The sequence below is a fragment of the Streptomyces canus genome, assembly GCF_030816965.1.
In the GTDB taxonomy this organism is placed as follows: domain Bacteria; phylum Actinomycetota; class Actinomycetes; order Streptomycetales; family Streptomycetaceae; genus Streptomyces; species Streptomyces canus_E.
Genome location: NZ_JAUSYQ010000002.1, coordinates 4,498,861 through 4,514,782, shown reverse-complemented (window position 1 = coordinate 4,514,782; position 15,922 = coordinate 4,498,861). Strand labels below are relative to the sequence as shown.

General features: G+C 71.4%; 12 protein-coding genes and 1 pseudogene. 9 read left to right on the top strand and 4 right to left on the bottom strand.

Annotated elements, in window-relative coordinates; all coding sequences use genetic code 11:
- Positions 1 to 165: 165 nt before the first annotated feature.
- Positions 166 to 1,284, bottom strand: a complete 1,119-nt coding sequence (serC, locus tag QF027_RS21555; protein WP_307076383.1) for a phosphoserine transaminase — start codon at positions 1,282 to 1,284, stop codon at positions 166 to 168.
- 91 nt (positions 1,285 to 1,375) lie between these two features.
- On the opposite strand from serC, the gene QF027_RS21550 reads away from it, so the two are divergent.
- The 3 genes from QF027_RS21550 to QF027_RS21540 all read left to right on the top strand — a co-directional run bounded on the left by QF027_RS21550 (position 1,376) and on the right by QF027_RS21540 (position 5,907).
- Entirely contained in the window at positions 1,376 to 4,246 is a 2,871-nt protein-coding gene (locus QF027_RS21550; RefSeq protein WP_307076381.1) for an FAD-binding and (Fe-S)-binding domain-containing protein, read from the top strand.
- 140 nt (positions 4,247 to 4,386) lie between these two features.
- Positions 4,387 to 4,848, top strand: a complete 462-nt coding sequence (locus QF027_RS21545) for a GNAT family N-acetyltransferase (protein WP_307076380.1) — start codon at positions 4,387 to 4,389, stop codon at positions 4,846 to 4,848.
- A gap of 129 nt (positions 4,849 to 4,977) precedes the next feature.
- Positions 4,978 to 5,907, top strand: a complete 930-nt coding sequence (locus QF027_RS21540; protein ID WP_306979790.1) for an EamA family transporter — start codon at positions 4,978 to 4,980, stop codon at positions 5,905 to 5,907.
- A gap of 99 nt (positions 5,908 to 6,006) precedes the next feature.
- Here QF027_RS21540 and QF027_RS21535 read toward each other — a convergent pair whose 3' ends face one another.
- Genes QF027_RS21535 through QF027_RS21525 form a run of 3 tightly spaced genes read right to left on the bottom strand, consistent with a single transcriptional unit; the run spans position 6,007 to position 7,842 of the window.
- Complete coding sequence (locus tag QF027_RS21535; RefSeq protein WP_307076378.1) at positions 6,007 to 6,750, bottom strand: class I SAM-dependent DNA methyltransferase; 744 nt, start codon at positions 6,748 to 6,750, stop codon at positions 6,007 to 6,009.
- A 43-nt stretch (positions 6,751 to 6,793) separates the two neighbouring features.
- The gene (locus tag QF027_RS21530) at positions 6,794 to 6,982 is read right to left on the bottom strand and encodes a DUF397 domain-containing protein (RefSeq protein ID WP_307076376.1); all 189 of its coding nucleotides are present in this window, start codon (positions 6,980 to 6,982) and stop codon (positions 6,794 to 6,796) included.
- Between the two features lie 8 nt (positions 6,983 to 6,990).
- Positions 6,991 to 7,842 (bottom strand): DUF5753 domain-containing protein, encoded by an 852-nt coding sequence (locus tag QF027_RS21525; RefSeq protein WP_307076375.1) that lies wholly within the window; start codon positions 7,840 to 7,842, stop codon positions 6,991 to 6,993.
- 204 nt (positions 7,843 to 8,046) lie between these two features.
- Here QF027_RS21525 and QF027_RS21520 point away from each other — a divergent pair.
- The 6 genes and pseudogenes from QF027_RS21520 to QF027_RS21495 all read left to right on the top strand — a co-directional run bounded on the left by QF027_RS21520 (position 8,047) and on the right by QF027_RS21495 (position 15,914).
- Positions 8,047 to 8,459: pseudogene (locus tag QF027_RS21520) on the top strand (ATP-binding protein).
- A gap of 377 nt (positions 8,460 to 8,836) precedes the next feature.
- Complete coding sequence (locus QF027_RS21515) at positions 8,837 to 9,631, top strand: TIGR03084 family metal-binding protein (protein WP_307076372.1); 795 nt, start codon at positions 8,837 to 8,839, stop codon at positions 9,629 to 9,631.
- Positions 9,628 to 11,301, top strand: a complete 1,674-nt coding sequence (locus QF027_RS21510; RefSeq protein ID WP_307076370.1) for an acyclic terpene utilization AtuA family protein — start codon at positions 9,628 to 9,630, stop codon at positions 11,299 to 11,301. The genes QF027_RS21515 and QF027_RS21510 overlap by 4 nt, the downstream gene beginning before the upstream one ends.
- A complete protein-coding gene (locus QF027_RS21505; RefSeq protein WP_307076368.1) occupies positions 11,298 to 12,896 on the top strand; it encodes an acyl-CoA carboxylase subunit beta in 1,599 nt (532 codons plus the stop codon). The genes QF027_RS21510 and QF027_RS21505 overlap by 4 nt, the downstream gene beginning before the upstream one ends.
- Positions 12,897 to 12,907: 11 nt before the next feature.
- The gene (locus QF027_RS21500) at positions 12,908 to 14,749 is read left to right on the top strand and encodes an acetyl/propionyl/methylcrotonyl-CoA carboxylase subunit alpha (protein ID WP_307076366.1); all 1,842 of its coding nucleotides are present in this window, start codon (positions 12,908 to 12,910) and stop codon (positions 14,747 to 14,749) included.
- A 34-nt stretch (positions 14,750 to 14,783) separates the two neighbouring features.
- Entirely contained in the window at positions 14,784 to 15,914 is a 1,131-nt protein-coding gene (locus QF027_RS21495; protein WP_307076364.1) for an acyl-CoA dehydrogenase family protein, read from the top strand.
- Positions 15,915 to 15,922 lie beyond the last annotated feature (8 nt).

Here is a 15,922-nt window from a genome sequence, read left to right as displayed (position 1 = left end):
CCGGATCATGGGCTGCACCGACCTCGACGTGCTGACCGTCTGGTTCGACCGTGCCCTGACCGTGGCCGGCGCCGAGGAGCTGTTTTTCGAGGAGTAGCCGGAAGCGCGAGAAGGGGCGCCCGGTGTTCGCCGGGCGCCCCTTCGTCGTCGTAGCGGAAGCGGGGGTTACAGCTTCTCGATCACGTAGTCGACGCACTTCGTCAGCGCCTCGACGTCCGCCGGGTCGATCGCCGGGAACATCGCCACGCGCAGCTGGTTGCGGCCGAGCTTGCGGTAGGGCTCGGTGTCGACGATGCCGTTGGCGCGCAGGACCTTGGCGATCGCGGCGGCGTCGATCTCGTCCGAGAAGTCGATCGTGCCGATGACCTGGGAGCGCCTGGCCGGGTCGGTGACGAACGGGGTGGCGTGCTTGGACTCCTCCGCCCAGCCGTAGAGGCGGGTCGAGGAGTCCTTCGTGCGGGCCGTGGACCAGGCCAGGCCACCCTGGCCGTTGATCCACTCCAGCTGCTGGTTGAGCAGGAAGAGGGTGGCGAGGGCCGGGGTGTTGTACGTCTGGTTCTTGCGGGAGTTGTCGATCGCCGTCGGCAGCGAGAAGAACTCCGGGACGTGGCGGCCGGACGCGTGAATCCGCTCGGCGCGCTCGATCGCCGCCGGGGAGAACACGCCGATCCACAGGCCGCCGTCGGAGGCGAAGGACTTCTGCGGGGCGAAGTAGTAGACGTCCGTCTCGGCGATGTCGACCGGCAGGCCGCCGGCGCCGGAGGTGGCGTCCACGAGGACCAGCGCGCCCTCGTCCGCGCCGGCCACACGCTTGATCGGGGCCGCGACACCGGTGGAGGTCTCGTTGTGCGTGAACGCGTACACGTCGACGCCCGCCTCGGCCCGCGGCTCCGGGTGCGTGCCGGGGTCGGAGGAGATGACGGTGGGCTCGGCCAGCCAGGGGGCCAGCTTCGAGGCCTTGGCGAACTTCGAGCTGAACTCGCCGAAGGTCAGGTGCTGCGACTTGTTCTCGATCAGGCCGTGCGTCGCGATGTCCCAGAACGCGGTCGAGCCGCCGTTGCCGAGGACGACCTCGTAGCCCTCGGGGAGGGAGAAGAGCTCACTGATGCCCTCGCGGACCTGTCCGACCAGGTTCTTGACGGGGGCCTGGCGGTGGGAGGTGCCGAGGAGGGAGGTGCCGGTCGCGGCCAGCGCGTCCAGCGCTTCCGTCCGCACCTTGGAGGGGCCCGCGCCGAAACGACCGTCGGCGGGCTTGATGTCAGCGGGAATCTGGATCTCAGCCACGAGGGGAGCGTAGCCGTTGGAGGAAACCTGGTCGAAACGTAGTCCGTCGGGTGAGACGCGGCGGTGTTGACCGGACTGGTTTGCTGGAGTCATGACGGATCTTGAGGCCGATCTGCGCAAGGCCGTCCGGGGCGAGGTCGGTTTCGACGTCACCTCCCGGGCCCTGGTCACCATGGACGCGTCCAACTACCGGCGCGTCCCCCTCGGGGTCGTCGCCCCGCGGGACGCCGACGACGTGGCCGCCGTCCTGGAGGTTTGTCGTGGTCATGGCGTCCCCGTCGTCCCGCGCGGTGGCGGTACCTCCATCGCCGGGCAGGCCACCGGTACCGGAGTCGTGCTGGACTTCACCCGGCACATGAACCGGGTCCTGGCGCTGGACCCGGAGGCGCGTACCGCCGTCGTCCAGCCCGGCCTCGTGCTCGACCGGCTCCAGGACGCCGCCGCGCCGCACGGGCTGCGGTTCGGGCCCGACCCCTCCACCCACAGCCGGTGCACGCTCGGCGGGATGATCGGCAACAACTCCTGCGGCTCGCACTCGGTGGCGTGGGGGACCACCGCGGACAGCGTGAGCGAGCTCGACGTCGTCACCGTGCGCGGTGCGCGGCTGCGGCTCGGGCGGGGGTGGGCCGGGGCGCCGGCCGGGTTGCGGGAGCTGGTCGACGGGGAGCTCGCGCGGCTGCGGACCGGCTTCCCCGAGCTGCCCCGGCGGATCTCCGGATACGCCCTGGACGCCCTCCTGCCGGAACACCGGGCCGATGTCGCCCGGTCCTTCTGCGGCAGCGAGGGCACCCTCGGCGTGCTCACCGAGGCCGTCGTCCGGCTGGTGGAGGCGCCACGCGCGCGTACGCTCGCGGTCCTCGGGTACGCGGACGAAGGCGCGGCCGCCGATGCGGCGGCGGGGCTGCTGGTGCACCGCCCCCTGACGGTGGAGGGCATGGCGGCCGACCTGGTGCCCTCGGCGGCCGTGCTGCCCCGGGGCGGCGCCTGGCTGTTCGTGGAGACCGGCGGCTCCTCCGAGAGCGAGGCACGCGCGCGTGCGGAGGAGATCGTGCGCGCGGCCGACGTCCTCGACGCGCTCGTGGTGACCGACCCGGCCGGGCAGCGGGCCCTGTGGCGCATCCGCGAGGACGCCAGCGGTACGGCGACCCGGATGCCGGACGGTTCCGAGGCCTGGCCCGGCTGGGAGGACTGCGCGGTGCCACCGCAGCGGCTCGGCGCCTATCTGCGGGACTTCCGCGGACTGCTCGTCTCCCACGGCCTCAGAGGCACCCCGTACGGACACTTCGGCGACGGCTGCATCCACGTCCGCATCGACTTCGACCTGCTGACGCGGGCGGGGATCACGAGGTTCCGCCGTTTCTCCGAGGAGCTCGCCGACCTCGTGACGGCGCACGGCGGGTCGCTGTCCGGGGAGCACGGGGACGGGCAGGCGCGGGCCGAGCTGCTGCCCCGGATGTACGGCGACGAGATGGTCGCTCTCTTCGAGCGGGCGAAGGCCGTCTGGGACCCGGACGACCTGCTCAACCCCGGGATGCTGGTCCGCCCGGCCCCCCTCGACACCAACCTCCGCTTCTCCGTCCTGCCCCGCGAACCGGTCGAGGTCGCCTTCGGCTACCCGGCCGACGGCGGTGACTTCTCCGCCGCCGTACGGCGCTGCGTCGGGGTCGCGAAATGCCGTACGACATCGGCGACCGGGTCCGCCGTCATGTGCCCGTCCTTCCGGGCCACCGGCGAGGAGGCGCACTCCACGCGCGGGCGTGCCCGGCTGCTGCACGAAATGCTCGCGGGCGAGGCGGGCGGGCCGGTCACCGACGGCTGGCGGTCCGAGGAGGTGCGCGAGGCGCTGGACCTGTGCCTGTCCTGCAAGGGCTGCCGCTCCGACTGCCCGGTCGGGGTCGACATGGCCACCTACAAGGCGGAGTTCCTGCACCACCACTACGCCGGGCGACGGCGCCCGGCCGCCCACCACAGCATGGGCCGGCTGCCGCAGTGGCTGCGCCGGGTTGACCGGCTGCGGTTGGCTCCGCTGGTCAACGCCCTCGCCGCCGTGCGGCCGTTGGCGGCCGTCGCCAAGCGGCTCGGCGGGATCGCGGCCGAGCGGCGGATCCCGAAGCTGGCCACGGAGACGTTCAGCCGGTGGTGGGACCGGCGGAAGGCCGGCGGCACCGGTGACCTGGTCGTCCTGTGGCCGGACACCTTCACCGAGCACCTCTCGCCGTCCGTGGGGCGGGCGGCCGTACGCGTGCTGGAGGCGGCCGGACTGCGGGTGGCGCTGCCGCCCACCGTGCACCTGGAGCAGGCGCCGGTGGGCGACGGCAGGACGGTCGCCCTCGACCCGGTGTCCCTCCTGCGCGGCCGGGGCCGGGTCTGCTGCGGCCTGACGTACGTGTCGACAGGGCAACTCGACCGCGCCCGTACGGTGTTGCGCCGCACCCTCGACCTGATGGCTCCGGTGCTGGAGACCTCGGCCCCGGTCGTCGTCCTGGAACCGAGCTGCGCGGCCGCCCTCCGCACCGACCTGCCGGAACTGCTGCACGACGATCCGCGGGCCGCCCGGCTCGCCTCCCGGGTCCTCACCTTCGCGGAGGCGCTGGAGCAACTCGCCCCCGGCTGGCGGCCACCGGCCCTGAACCGGCCGGTCGCCGGCCAGACCCACTGCCACCAGCACGCCGTCCTCGGCGACGCGCCCGACCGCCGGCTGCGCGAGGCCGCGGGACTCACCGGCGACCTGGCCGGCGGCTGCTGCGGACTGGCGGGCAACTTCGGCTTCGAAAAAGGGCACTTCGAGGTGTCGCGGGCCTGCGCGGAGGAGCAACTGCTGCCGTCGGTACGGCAGGCGCCCGAGGACGCGGTGGTGCTGGCCGACGGATATTCCTGCCGTACGCAACTGGAGCAGCTGGCCGGGGCGCGGGGGCGGCATCTGGCGGAGGTGCTGGCGGAGGAACTTGACCGAAGGCCGTGAGCAGGCGGGGAGCGGGCGGGGAGCAGGCGCAATCCGCCCCGTGACCGGTGGACGACTGCCTGAACGCGCTCGCCCGGGGGCAGGGCCCGAGGAGCGGGACGGCTGGACCGGTTCCCGGGAGCCGTTGCGATACTCCCGCCGTGGAAACGAGCACCCTTCTCCCGAACTGGACCCTGCGTCCCGCGCACCCCGCCGACGTCGAGCCGATAGCCGAGTTGCGGGCCGTGGTGATGCGCCCGGACCTGGAACGGCTGGGGCGGTTCGACGAGCACCGGGTACGGCAGCGCTTCCGGGACTCCTTCGTCCCAGCGCACACGTCGGTCGTCCTGGCCGAGGGCCGATTCGCCGGCTGCGTCGCCCTGCGCCCCGCCGAGCACGAGCACTGGCTGGAGCACTTCTTCCTCGACCCCGCCCTCCAGGGCCGCGGCCTCGGCTCGGCCGTCCTGCGCAGCCTGCTCACCCGGACCGACGCCGACGGCCAACTCGTCCGCCTGAACGTCCTCCAGGGCAGCGCGGCCCGACGCCTGTACGAGCGCCACGGTTTCACCGTGGAGACCGAGGACCCCGTGGACGTCTTCATGGTGCGGGGACCCCGCCGGTAGCCGTTCGGGGCGGCCACCGAGCCGCCCGGGACAGTCGTATAACGGGTTTACGCACATGACCAGGTCCACTACCGTGGACCTGGTAGTGCATCATGATGGACGAACCCCGAGCCGATCCCTGGAAGCCTCGTGACCACCTCCAGCAGCGCCCCGACGTCGTCGCCGACCTCGGCGGCCACTCCACTCCCGGGCGGGCCCCGCCGCTCCAGCTCCCTCGGTCCCGTCGGCCTGGTGCTCGCCGGAGGCGTCTCCGTGCAGTTCGGCGCGGCGCTCGCCGTGACCCTCATGCCACGGGCGGGCGCCCTCGGGGTCGTGACCCTGCGGCTGCTGGCGGCCGCGCTCGTCCTTCTCGTCCTCTGCCGGCCCCGGCTGCGCGGGCACTCCCGCACCGACTGGGGCACGGTCGTCGTCTTCGGCCTCACCCTGGCCGCGATGAACGGCCTCTTCTACCAGGCCGTCGACCGCATCTCCCTCGGTGCCGCCGTGACCCTGGAGTTCCTCGGTCCCCTCGCCCTGTCGGTGCTCGCCTCCCGCCGCGCGGTCAACACCGTCTGGGCCGCGCTCGCGCTCGCCGGTGTCTTCCTCCTCGGCGGCGGCGACTTCGGCGACCTGGACCCGGCCGGTGTCGCCTTCGCGCTGGGCGCGGGAGCCATGTGGGCGGCGTACATCGTCTTCAGCGCCCGCACCGGCCGCCGCTTCCCGCAGGCCGACGGCCTCGCCCTGGCGATGGCGGTCGGCGCCCTGGCCTTCCTGCCGCTGGGCATCGCGGAGTCGGGCACGAAACTCCTCGACCCGGTGACCGTGGGCCTCGGCGCGGCGGTGGCCCTGATGTCCTCCGTCCTGCCCTACACCCTCGAACTCCTCGCCCTGCGCACCCTGCCCGCCTCCACCTTCGCGATCCTCATGAGCCTGGAGCCGGCCCTGGCCGCCCTCGCGGGCTTCCTGATCCTCGACCAGGCCCTGTCCGCGCTCCAGGCGCTCGCCGTCGCACTCGTGATCGCGGCGAGCATGGGAGCGGTCCGTACGCAGGTGGGGCGGGGCGACCCAGGGACTCCCTAGGAATCGCCCTGGACGCGGGGCGGGACGTACGCGCGGCTGTACGACGCGGACGGAAGGGATGCCGAGCTGTACGACCGCTCCGGCTGACCCGGAACCCGATCAGTCCGCGGCCTTCTCCCACACGGAGACATGCTGACGGCTGTCGTGGGTGAACGGCTTCCGTCCCCAGTCCTCCCACCGCTCCCGCAGCCGCATGCCCGCCAGCCGGGCCATCAGGTCGAGCTCGGCGGGCCAGACATACCGGAACGGGATGGACCAGAAGGAGCCCTGCCCGTCCTTTGTGACCTTGACGTGGTGGGAGGACATGGCCTGGGTGGCGAGGTCGTAGGTGTCGAAGCCGAGGCGGTGGTCGCCGACGTGGAAGGGGACGGTGTTCTGTCCGGGCGGCAGTTTCCGCAGGTCGGGAACCATGACCTCGACGACGAAGGTCCCGCCGGGCTTTAGGTGCCGGGCGACATTGCGGAAGCAGTCCACCTGGGCGTCCTGGGTGGTCAGATTCATGATCGTGTTGAAGACGAGGTAGGCGAGGGTGAAGTCGCCGGGCGCGCGGGCCGTGGCGAAGTCCCCGATGGTCACACCGACCGCGTCCCCGCCGGGCTTGTCCCGCAGCCGGTTCGCCATCGCCCGGGACAACTCGATCCCGTGCACGTCGACACCTCGCGCCGCCAACGGCAGGGCGATCCGCCCGGTACCGATGCCGAGTTCAAGTGCCCGGCCTTCACCGGCGAGCTCTGCGAGCAGCGCAACCGCGGGCTCCACGGCGTCCGGGGCGAACATGTCCGCGGTCGAGTCGTCGTAGGTCGCGGCGATGGGTTCGGAGAAGTAGCCGTCGTTGTCGGTCACCGGAGGACGGTACTGCGGGGGTGGGGGTGGGGGCGCGCGAATTTCAGCGGGGTGTCTTGAGGGCGGATATGAAGGTGGCGAAAGCGGTGCGGGGGAAGATGAGGGTGGCGTAGGTGCGGTGCTTGGAGTCGCGTACGGCGATGTGACTGTTGCGGTGGGCTATCTCCACGCAGGCGTTGCCGTCGCCGCTGCCGGAGTAGGAGGACTTCCTCCAGTCGCCGAGTATGGTCATCGGGTGCCTCACAGTTCTTTGGCCAGGCTGTGGATGAGGTCACGCGACCGCACGGGGTCGAGCGACATGCCTTCAACTCTATGGAAGAGCGCTCGAAAGACGCCGAGCTGTGCCTCGGAGTCGATGAGAAGCGTGCCGTGAGGACCGTCGCGCACCACGGTGTCCAGCTTCGGGACCGCACCGCCGACGTACACCATGGCGGCGGTGACGTCGGCAAAGTCGTCCAACTCGAAGGGGATGACCCGGACGGTGACGTGCTCGGACTCGGAGAGTTCCAGGATGTGGGCCAGCTGCGCCCGTGAGGCGGCCCGGCCACCGACCCTGATGCGCAGTGCCGCCTCGTGGATCACGGCCTCGTACGGGATCGGCTGCGGAGAATCGAGGACAGCCCGTCGCTGCATCCGATGCCTGACGCGCAACTCCAGGTCCTGAAGGGGGAGTTCCGGGATGCGGCGGGAGAAGATCGCCCGCGCGTAGTCCTCCGTCTGGAGAAGGCCCGGTACATGCAGGAAGTCCACGTCCCAGCGGAACGAGGCGTGATGCTCCAGTTCGGACAGGTCCAGGAACGACGTGGGCAGCAGCCCCTGGTACTCCTCCCACCAGCCGCGTGTGCGATCGGTGGCCATCACGACCAGGGCGTCGATGAACTCGGCGTCCGTGCAGGGGTAGTGAGCCGCGAGGCTGCGCAGCCGCTGCTCGCTCACGCCCGTGAGGCCCGTCTCGATGTGAGTGATCTGGACTCGCCCCGTCCCGATCAGCGCCGCCGCCTCGGCGGCCGACAGCCCTGCCGCGTCTCGGAGTCTGCGGAGTTCGGTGGCCAAGCGCATCTGGCGTGCCGTGGGCTCGCGCCTCAGGACCATCAACTGCTCCTCGGTTCAACACGCCTGGTGGGGCGACTCGTTCGAGGGGCAGGTTACGTGACCGGCTTGCCCCGGATGACATGATAGCCCTACTGTCAGTGACGCAACGCACACTCTGCGGAAGCGCACCGCCCCGTCCTGCCATGACGGCCGCGGCACTGCCACCGCCCGTCGAACCTCCCTCACCCGAACGGAGTCACCCGCATGCCCGAAGCCGAGCCCGAACCCTGGGAGTACGTCCTCCACGTCCCCAACGATCCCCGAGCCGTCACCGTGAGCCGCCGCACCCTCCGCCTGATCCTGACGATGCACGGCCTGATCCGCGTCGTGGACGTGGCGGAGCTCCTCGCAACGGAGCTGGTCTCCAACGCCGTACGCCACACAAAGGGCCCGGCCGCCCTCAGGATCCGCTGGTCGGCGGGGGTGCTGCGGATCGGCGCATGGGACGCGAGCCCGAACCCCCTGAACCTCCGGGGGAGTTGGAAGTAATGACCGACGCGGAGGAGGGCCGTGGCCTGGCGATGGTCCGAGCCTGCGCCGATCTGTGGGGCTGGCACCCGCTGGCCGGACACGGCAACCGGGGCAAGCTCGTGTGGTGTGAGTTGGCCGCGGTGTAGGGCGACGGCCGCCACGGCGAGACCGTCCGAGCCCTATGCCGTGAGCAGCACCGACGCGGTCGCCGCCTCCCGCCGCTTCCGCGGCCCCGTCCCGTCCCGGCGCACAGCGAAGACGTGCACCCGCAGCGCCACGAAGCGCCCCACGCCCGCGAGGCCCGACACGCCGAGTAGACGGCCTGTTCCGTCGGCAGGCCGGGGGACGACCGCACCAGGTGCAGGACGAGCACGGCGATGCTGGTCACCGCGTACGCCGCGGTGGCCGAGCCCGCCGACTGCCAGTGCTCGCGCCATCCGGCACCGCGCCCTTCGCTGAAGGTGGAGCGGGAATTAATGCAAGCATGCTTGCTTGTTTTGAGCCCCGCTGCCATCCTCGCCCCATGGCCGACCCCACCCCCGTCATCGACGATCTGTGCGCGGAGAGCGAGGAACTCGACCTGCTCGTGGCCGGGTTGAGCGCCGAGCAGTGGGCGCTCGCGACCCCCGCCGCCGGCTGGACCGTCGCCCACCAGATCGCCCACCTCGCCTGGACCGACCACTCCTCCCTGCTGGCCGTCACCGACCCGAAGGCCTTCTCCCGCGAGGTCGAGAAGGCGCTGGCCGCACCCGGGGACTTCGTGGACGAGGGCGCCGAGGAGGGCGCCCGCAAGCCTCCGGCGCGACTGCTCGCCTACTGGCGGGCCGGACGCGAGGACCTCGCGGAGGCCCTGCGCGCGGCACCCGAGGGCGCCCGTTTCCCCTGGTACGGCCCGCCCATGTCCACCGCCTCCATGGCCACCGCCCGCCTCATGGAGACCTGGGCCCACGGCCTGGACGTGGCGGACGCCCTGGGCGTGACCCGCACCCCCACCGACCGGATCCGGCACATCGTCCGCCTCGGCGTCCGCACCCGCGACTTCGCCTTCGGAGTCCACGGACTGACCCCGCCGTTCGAGGAGTTCCGCATCGAACTCACCGTACCTTCCGGCGAGTTGTGGACCTTCGGCCCCGAGAACGCCACCGACCGCGTCACCGGTCCCGCCCTCGACCTCTGCCTCCTGGTCACCCAGCGGGCCCACCGCGCCGACCTCGCCCTGCGCGCGGAGGGCGAGGACGCCGACCGGTGGCTCGACATCGCCCAGGCCTTCGCAGGTCCGCCGGGCAAGGGCCGCCCGCCGAAGGGGACCGCCGGATGACCCTGCGCATAGGCAACGCCTCCGGCTTCTACGGCGACCGCTTCGACGCGATGCGCGAGATGCTCACCGGCGGCGAACTCGACGTCCTCACCGGCGACTACCTCGCCGAGCTGACCATGCTCATCCTGGGCCGGGACCGGCTGAAGGACCCCGGGGCCGGATACGCCCGCACCTTCCTGCGCCAGCTCGAGGAGTGCCTCGGCCTCGCGCACGAACGGGGCGTGCGGATCGTCGCCAACGCGGGCGGCCTCAACCCATCCGGACTCGCGGACCGCATAAGGGAGTTGGCCGAACGCCTGGGCCTGCCGGTCCGGGTCGCCCATGTCGAGGGCGACGACCTCACCCCGGGACACCCGGGCGCGCTCGCCGCCCACGCCTACCTCGGCGGCTTCGGCATCGCGGCCTGTCTGCGGGAGGGCGCCGACGTCGTGGTCACGGGGCGGGTGACGGACGCGGCCCTGGTCACCGGGCCCGCCGCCGCCCACTTCGGCTGGTCGCCGACGGACCACGACCGGCTCGCCGGGGCCGTCGTCGCCGGCCACGTCCTGGAGTGCGGGACCCAGGCGACCGGCGGCAACTACGCCTTCTTCAGCGAGGGCCGGCACGATCTGAGAAGGCCCGGCTTCCCCCTCGCCGAACTCCACGAGGACGGCACCGCCGTCATCACCAAGCACCCCGGCACCGGCGGCTTCGTGGACGTCGGCACGGTGACGGCCCAGCTGCTCTACGAGACCCAGGGCGCCCGGTACGCGGGCCCCGACGTCACCGCCCGCCTCGACACGGTCCGGCTCACCCAGGACGGCCCCGACCGCGTCCGGATCTCCGGCGTGCACGGCGAGGCCCCGCCGCCCACCCTCAAGGTCGGTCTCAACCGCCTCGGCGGCTTCCGCAACGAGGTCACCTTCGTGTTGACCGGCCTGGACATCGAGGCCAAGGCCGCGCTGGTGCGGGAGCAGATGAGCCCCGCCCTCGCCAAGGCCGCCCACGTCGACTGGGACCTGGTCCGCACCGACCGCCCCGACGCCGGGACGGAGGAGACCGCCAGCGCCCTGCTGCGTCTGGTCGTCCGGGACACGAACCAGGAGATCGTCGGACGCGCGCTCAGCGGGGCCGCCGTAGAACTGGCCCTGGCCAGCTACCCCGGGTTCCACGTGCTGGCACCACCCGGCAAGGGCTCGCCCTATGGGGTCTTCGAGGATGTGTACGTCCCCCATGGAGCCGTCAACCATGTGGCCGTCCTCCACGACGGCCGACGAGTCCCCGTGGCCCCGGCCCAGGAGACCGCCGTACTCGACCATCCACCGACACCACCCCTGCCCGAACCGCTGCCGGAAGGCCCCACCCGCCGGGCCCCCCTCGGCCTGATCGCCGGTGCCCGCAGCGGCGACAAGGGCGGCAACGCCAACATCGGGGTCTGGGCCCGGACGGACGAGGCCTGGCGATGGCTCGCCCACACCCTCACCGTGGACCGACTCCGCGAACTCCTTCCGGAGACACGGGAGTTGAACGTCGTCCGGCACGACCTTCCCCACCTCCGCGCCCTGAACTTCGTCGTCGAGGGCATCCTCGGCGAGGGCGTCGCCGCGCAGCACCGCTTCGATCCGCAGGCCAAGGCCCTCGGCGAATGGCTGCGCTCCCGCCACCTGGACATCCCGGAGTCTCTGCTGTGACGATCCTGCAGACCACCCTCGACACGACCGGACCCGACTACCGGACGAACCGCGAGGCCATGCTCGCGAAGCTGGACCAGCTGACCGCCGAACACGCCAAGGCGCTCGCGGGCGGAGGCGAGAAGTACGTCCAACGGCACCGCAAGCGCGGCAAGCTGCTCGCCCGGGAGCGCATCGAGCTGCTCCTCGACCCCGACACGCCCTTCCTGGAACTGTCCCCCCTGGCCGCCTGGGGCAGCGACTACACGGTCGGCGCCTCACTCGTCACCGGCATCGGGGTCGTCGAGGGCGTGGAGTGCCTGATCACCGCCAACGACCCGACCGTGCGCGGCGGCGCCAGCAATCCGTGGTCGCTGAAGAAGGCCCTGCGCGCCAACGACATCGCCCTCGCCAACCGGCTGCCCTGCATCAGCCTGGTGGAGTCCGGCGGTGCCGACCTGCCGTCCCAGAAGGAGATCTTCATCCCGGGCGGCGCCGTCTTCCGCGATCTGACCCGGCTTTCGGCGGCCGGAATCCCGAGCGTCGCCGTCGTCTTCGGCAACTCCACCGCGGGCGGCGCCTACGTCCCCGGCATGTCCGACCACGTGATCATGGTCAAGGAGCGGGCCAAGGTGTTCCTCGGCGGCCCGCCCCTGGTCAAGATGGCCACTGGCGAGGAGAGCGACGACGAGTCCCTCGGCGGCGCCGAGATGCACGCGCGCGTGTCGGGCCTCGCGGACTACTTCGCGGTCGACGAACAGGACGCCCTGCGTCAGGCACGCCGGGTCGTGGCCCGCCTCAACCACCGCAAGGCGTACGGCGATCCCGGCACCGCCGAGCCACCCAAGTACGACGCGGAGGAGCTCCTGGGCATCGTCCCCGGCGATCTCAAGGTTCCCTTCGACCCGCGCGAGGTGATCGCCCGGATCGTCGACGCCTCCGACTTCGACGAGTTCAAGCCCCTCTACGGGACGAGCCTGGCGACCGGCTGGGCCGAGCTGCACGGCTACCCGGTGGGCGTGCTGGCGAACGCCCAGGGTGTTCTGTTCTCCGAGGAGTCCCAGAAGGCGGCCCAGTTCATCCAGCTGGCCAACCAGCGCGACATCCCGCTGCTCTTCCTGCACAACACCACCGGCTACATGGTCGGCAGGGAGTATGAACAGGGCGGCATCATCAAGCACGGCGCGATGATGATCAACGCGGTGAGCAACTCGAAGGTCCCGCACCTCTCCGTCCTCATGGGCGCCTCCTACGGGGCCGGCCACTACGGCATGTGCGGCCGCGCCTACGACCCCCGTTTCCTCTTCGCCTGGCCCAGCGCCAAGTCGGCCGTGATGGGCCCCCAGCAGCTCGCCGGCGTGCTCTCCATCGTCGCCCGCCAGTCGGCGGCCGCGAAGGGACTGCCGTACGACGAAGAGGGCGACGCCGCCCTGCGGGCCATGGTGGAGCAGCAGATCGAGTCCGAGTCGCTGCCCGTGTTCCTGTCCGGGCGGCTCTACGACGACGGCGTCATCGACCCCCGCGACACCCGGACCGTACTGGGAATGTGCCTGTCCGCGATCCACACCGCGCCCTACGAGGGCGCACGCGGCGGCTTCGGCGTCTTCCGGATGTGAGGAACCCTTCAGTGATCACTTCTGTGCTCGTCGCCAACCGGGGCGAGATCGCCTGCCGGATCTTCCGCACCTGTGCCGAGTCGGGAATCCGAACCGTCGCGGTGCACTCGGACCCGGACGCGAACGCCCTCCACACGCGCGTGGCGGACGCGGTCGTACGACTCCCGGGAGCGGCCCCCGCCGACACCTATCTGCGCGCCGACCTGATCGTGAAGGCGGCGATCGCCTCCGGCGCCGACGCCGTGCACCCCGGGTACGGCTTCCTCTCCGAGAACGCCGACTTCGCGCAGGCGGTTCTGGACGCGGGCCTGGTCTGGATAGGACCGCCGCCGTCCGCGATCGAGGCGATGGCGTCCAAGACACGTGCGAAGGAACTGATGGGGCTGGCGCTCCTCAGGGACGTGACACCGGCCGATCTGCCGGTGCTGGTGAAAGCGGCCGCGGGCGGCGGAGGCCGCGGAATGCGCGTCGTCCGCCGTATCGAGGACCTGACCGCCGCCCTGGAGAGCGCACGCGCCGAGGCCGCGAGCGCCTTCGGCGACGGCGAGGTCTTCGTCGAGCCGTACGTCGAGGACGGCCGCCACGTCGAGGTCCAGATCCTCGCCGACACCCACGGCACGGTGTGGGCCCTGGGCACCCGCGACTGCTCCCTCCAGCGCCGCCACCAGAAGGTGATCGAGGAGGCCCCGGCCCCCGGACTCCCGGAGGACCTCAGGGAGGAACTGCACGAGCTGGCGGTACGAGCCGCTCGCGCGGTGGACTACGTGGGCGCGGGCACGGTCGAGTTCCTGGTCTCCGGCACCAAGGCCCACTTCCTGGAGATGAACACCCGTCTCCAGGTCGAACACCCGGTGACGGAGGCGGTGTTCGGCATCGACCTGGTGGCGGAACAGATCCGCGTCGCCGAAGGGGTCCAGCTGCCCGACGAGCCGCCACGCGCGCGTGGCCACGCCGTCGAAGCGCGCCTCTACGCCGAGGACCCTTCGCGGGACTGGACTCCCCGGACCGGCACCCTGCACCACCTGTCGGTCCCCCCGTCCGTCCGCCTGGACACGGGCTACGAGAACGGCGACGACATCGGCGTCCACTACGACCCGATGCTCGCGAAGGTCGTCGCGTACGCCCCCACACGCGCGGAGGCGGTCCGCACACTGGCGGGCGCCCTGGAAAGGGCGACGATCCACGGCCCGACCACGAACAGGGACCTGCTGGTGAACTCCCTGCGCCACAAGGAGTTCGCGACGGCCCGCATGGACACGGGCTTCTACGACCGTCACCTGCCCGAACTCACCGAGCCGCACTCCGACCCGTACGCCCCCCTGGCCGCGGCCCTTGCGGACGCGGTCGGCCGCTCCCGCTTCGGCGGCTGGCGCAACCTGCCCTCGGCCCCGCAGACGAAGCGGTACGCGATGGCGGGGGAGGAGCACGAGGTCCACTACCGCCACACGAGGCAGGGCCTGGAGGCGGACGGGGCCCGGGTGGTCCACGCGGACGCGGCTCTCGTCGTCCTGGAGGTGGACGGCATACAGAGGAAGTTCGAGGTGTCCAGGTACGACGATCAGGTGTATGTGAACGGCACGACCCTGAAGGTCCTACCCCGCTTCCCCGACCCGACGGCCCAGCACGCACCGGGTTCCCTCCTGGCTCCGATGCCGGGAACGGTCGTCCGCGTGGCCGACGGACTGGCCGTAGGGACCGCCGTACAGGCGGGAGAGCCCCTCCTGTGGCTGGAGGCGATGAAGATGGAACACAAGATCACGGCGCCCCACGCAGGAACGCTGAGTGAGCTTCACGCACTGACCGGCCAGCAGGTGACGGTCGGTGAACTGCTGGCAGTAGTCGAACCCACCTAGGGGAATTGCGCGACCAGCCCCACCAAGGAGCCACATGCCCACGACCGAAACCGATGAGCACAAGTCCCTACGTGAAGCGGTAGCCGCCCTGGGCAAACGCCACGGCCGCGACTTCAACCGAGAAGAACTCTGGTCCGAAGCCGCCAAACTCGGCTACCTGGGAGTCAACCTTCCCGAGGAATACGGAGGCGGTGGCGGCGGCATCGCCGAACTCTCCATCGTCCTGGAAGAGTTGGGCGCAGCCGGTTGCCCCCTCCTCATGATGGTCGTCTCCCCGGCCATCTGCGGCACGGTGATCGCCCGTTTCGGCACGGAAGCCCAGAAACAGGAGTGGCTCCCCGCCCTCGCCGACGGCACCCGCACCATGGCCTTCGGCATCACCGAGCCGGACGCCGGTTCCAACTCCCACCGCATCACCACCACGGCCCACCGCGACGGAGCCGACTGGCTGCTCACCGGCCGCAAGGTCTTCATCTCCGGCGTGGACATAGCCGACGCCACCCTCATCGTCGGCCGCACCGAAGACTCCCGCACCGGCCGCCTCAAGCCCTGCCTCTTCATCGTCCCCCGAGACGCCGAAGGCTTCACGCGCCGCCGGATCGACATGGAACTCCAGGCGGCGGAAAAGCAGTTCGAGCTCACCCTCGACGACGTACGCCTCCCCGCCGAGGCCCTCGTGGGAGACGAGGACGCGGGCCTTCTCCAGCTCTTCGCCGGCCTCAACCCCGAACGCATCATGACGGCCGCCTTCGCGATCGGCATGGGCCGCTACGCCCTCGCGCAGGCGATCACCTACGCCCGGGACCGCACGGTCTGGAACACCCCCATCGGCGCCCACCAGGCCATCGCCCACCCCCTCGCCCAGGCACACATCGACCTCGAACTCGCCCGCCTGATGATGCAGAAGGCCGCACACCTCTACGACGAGGGCGACGACGTGGCCGCGGGAGAGGCCGCCAACATGGCGAAGTACGCCGCGGGGGAGGCCTGTGTGAAGGCGGTGGACCAGGCGGTCCACACCCTCGGTGGCAACGGCCTCACCCGTGAGTTCGGGCTCGCCTCGTTGATAACGGCCGCGCGCGTGGCTCGTATCGCACCGGTGAGCAGGGAGATGATTCTCAACTACGTCTCCCACCAGACCCTGGGCCTGCCCAAGTCGTACTAGGCGCTCTT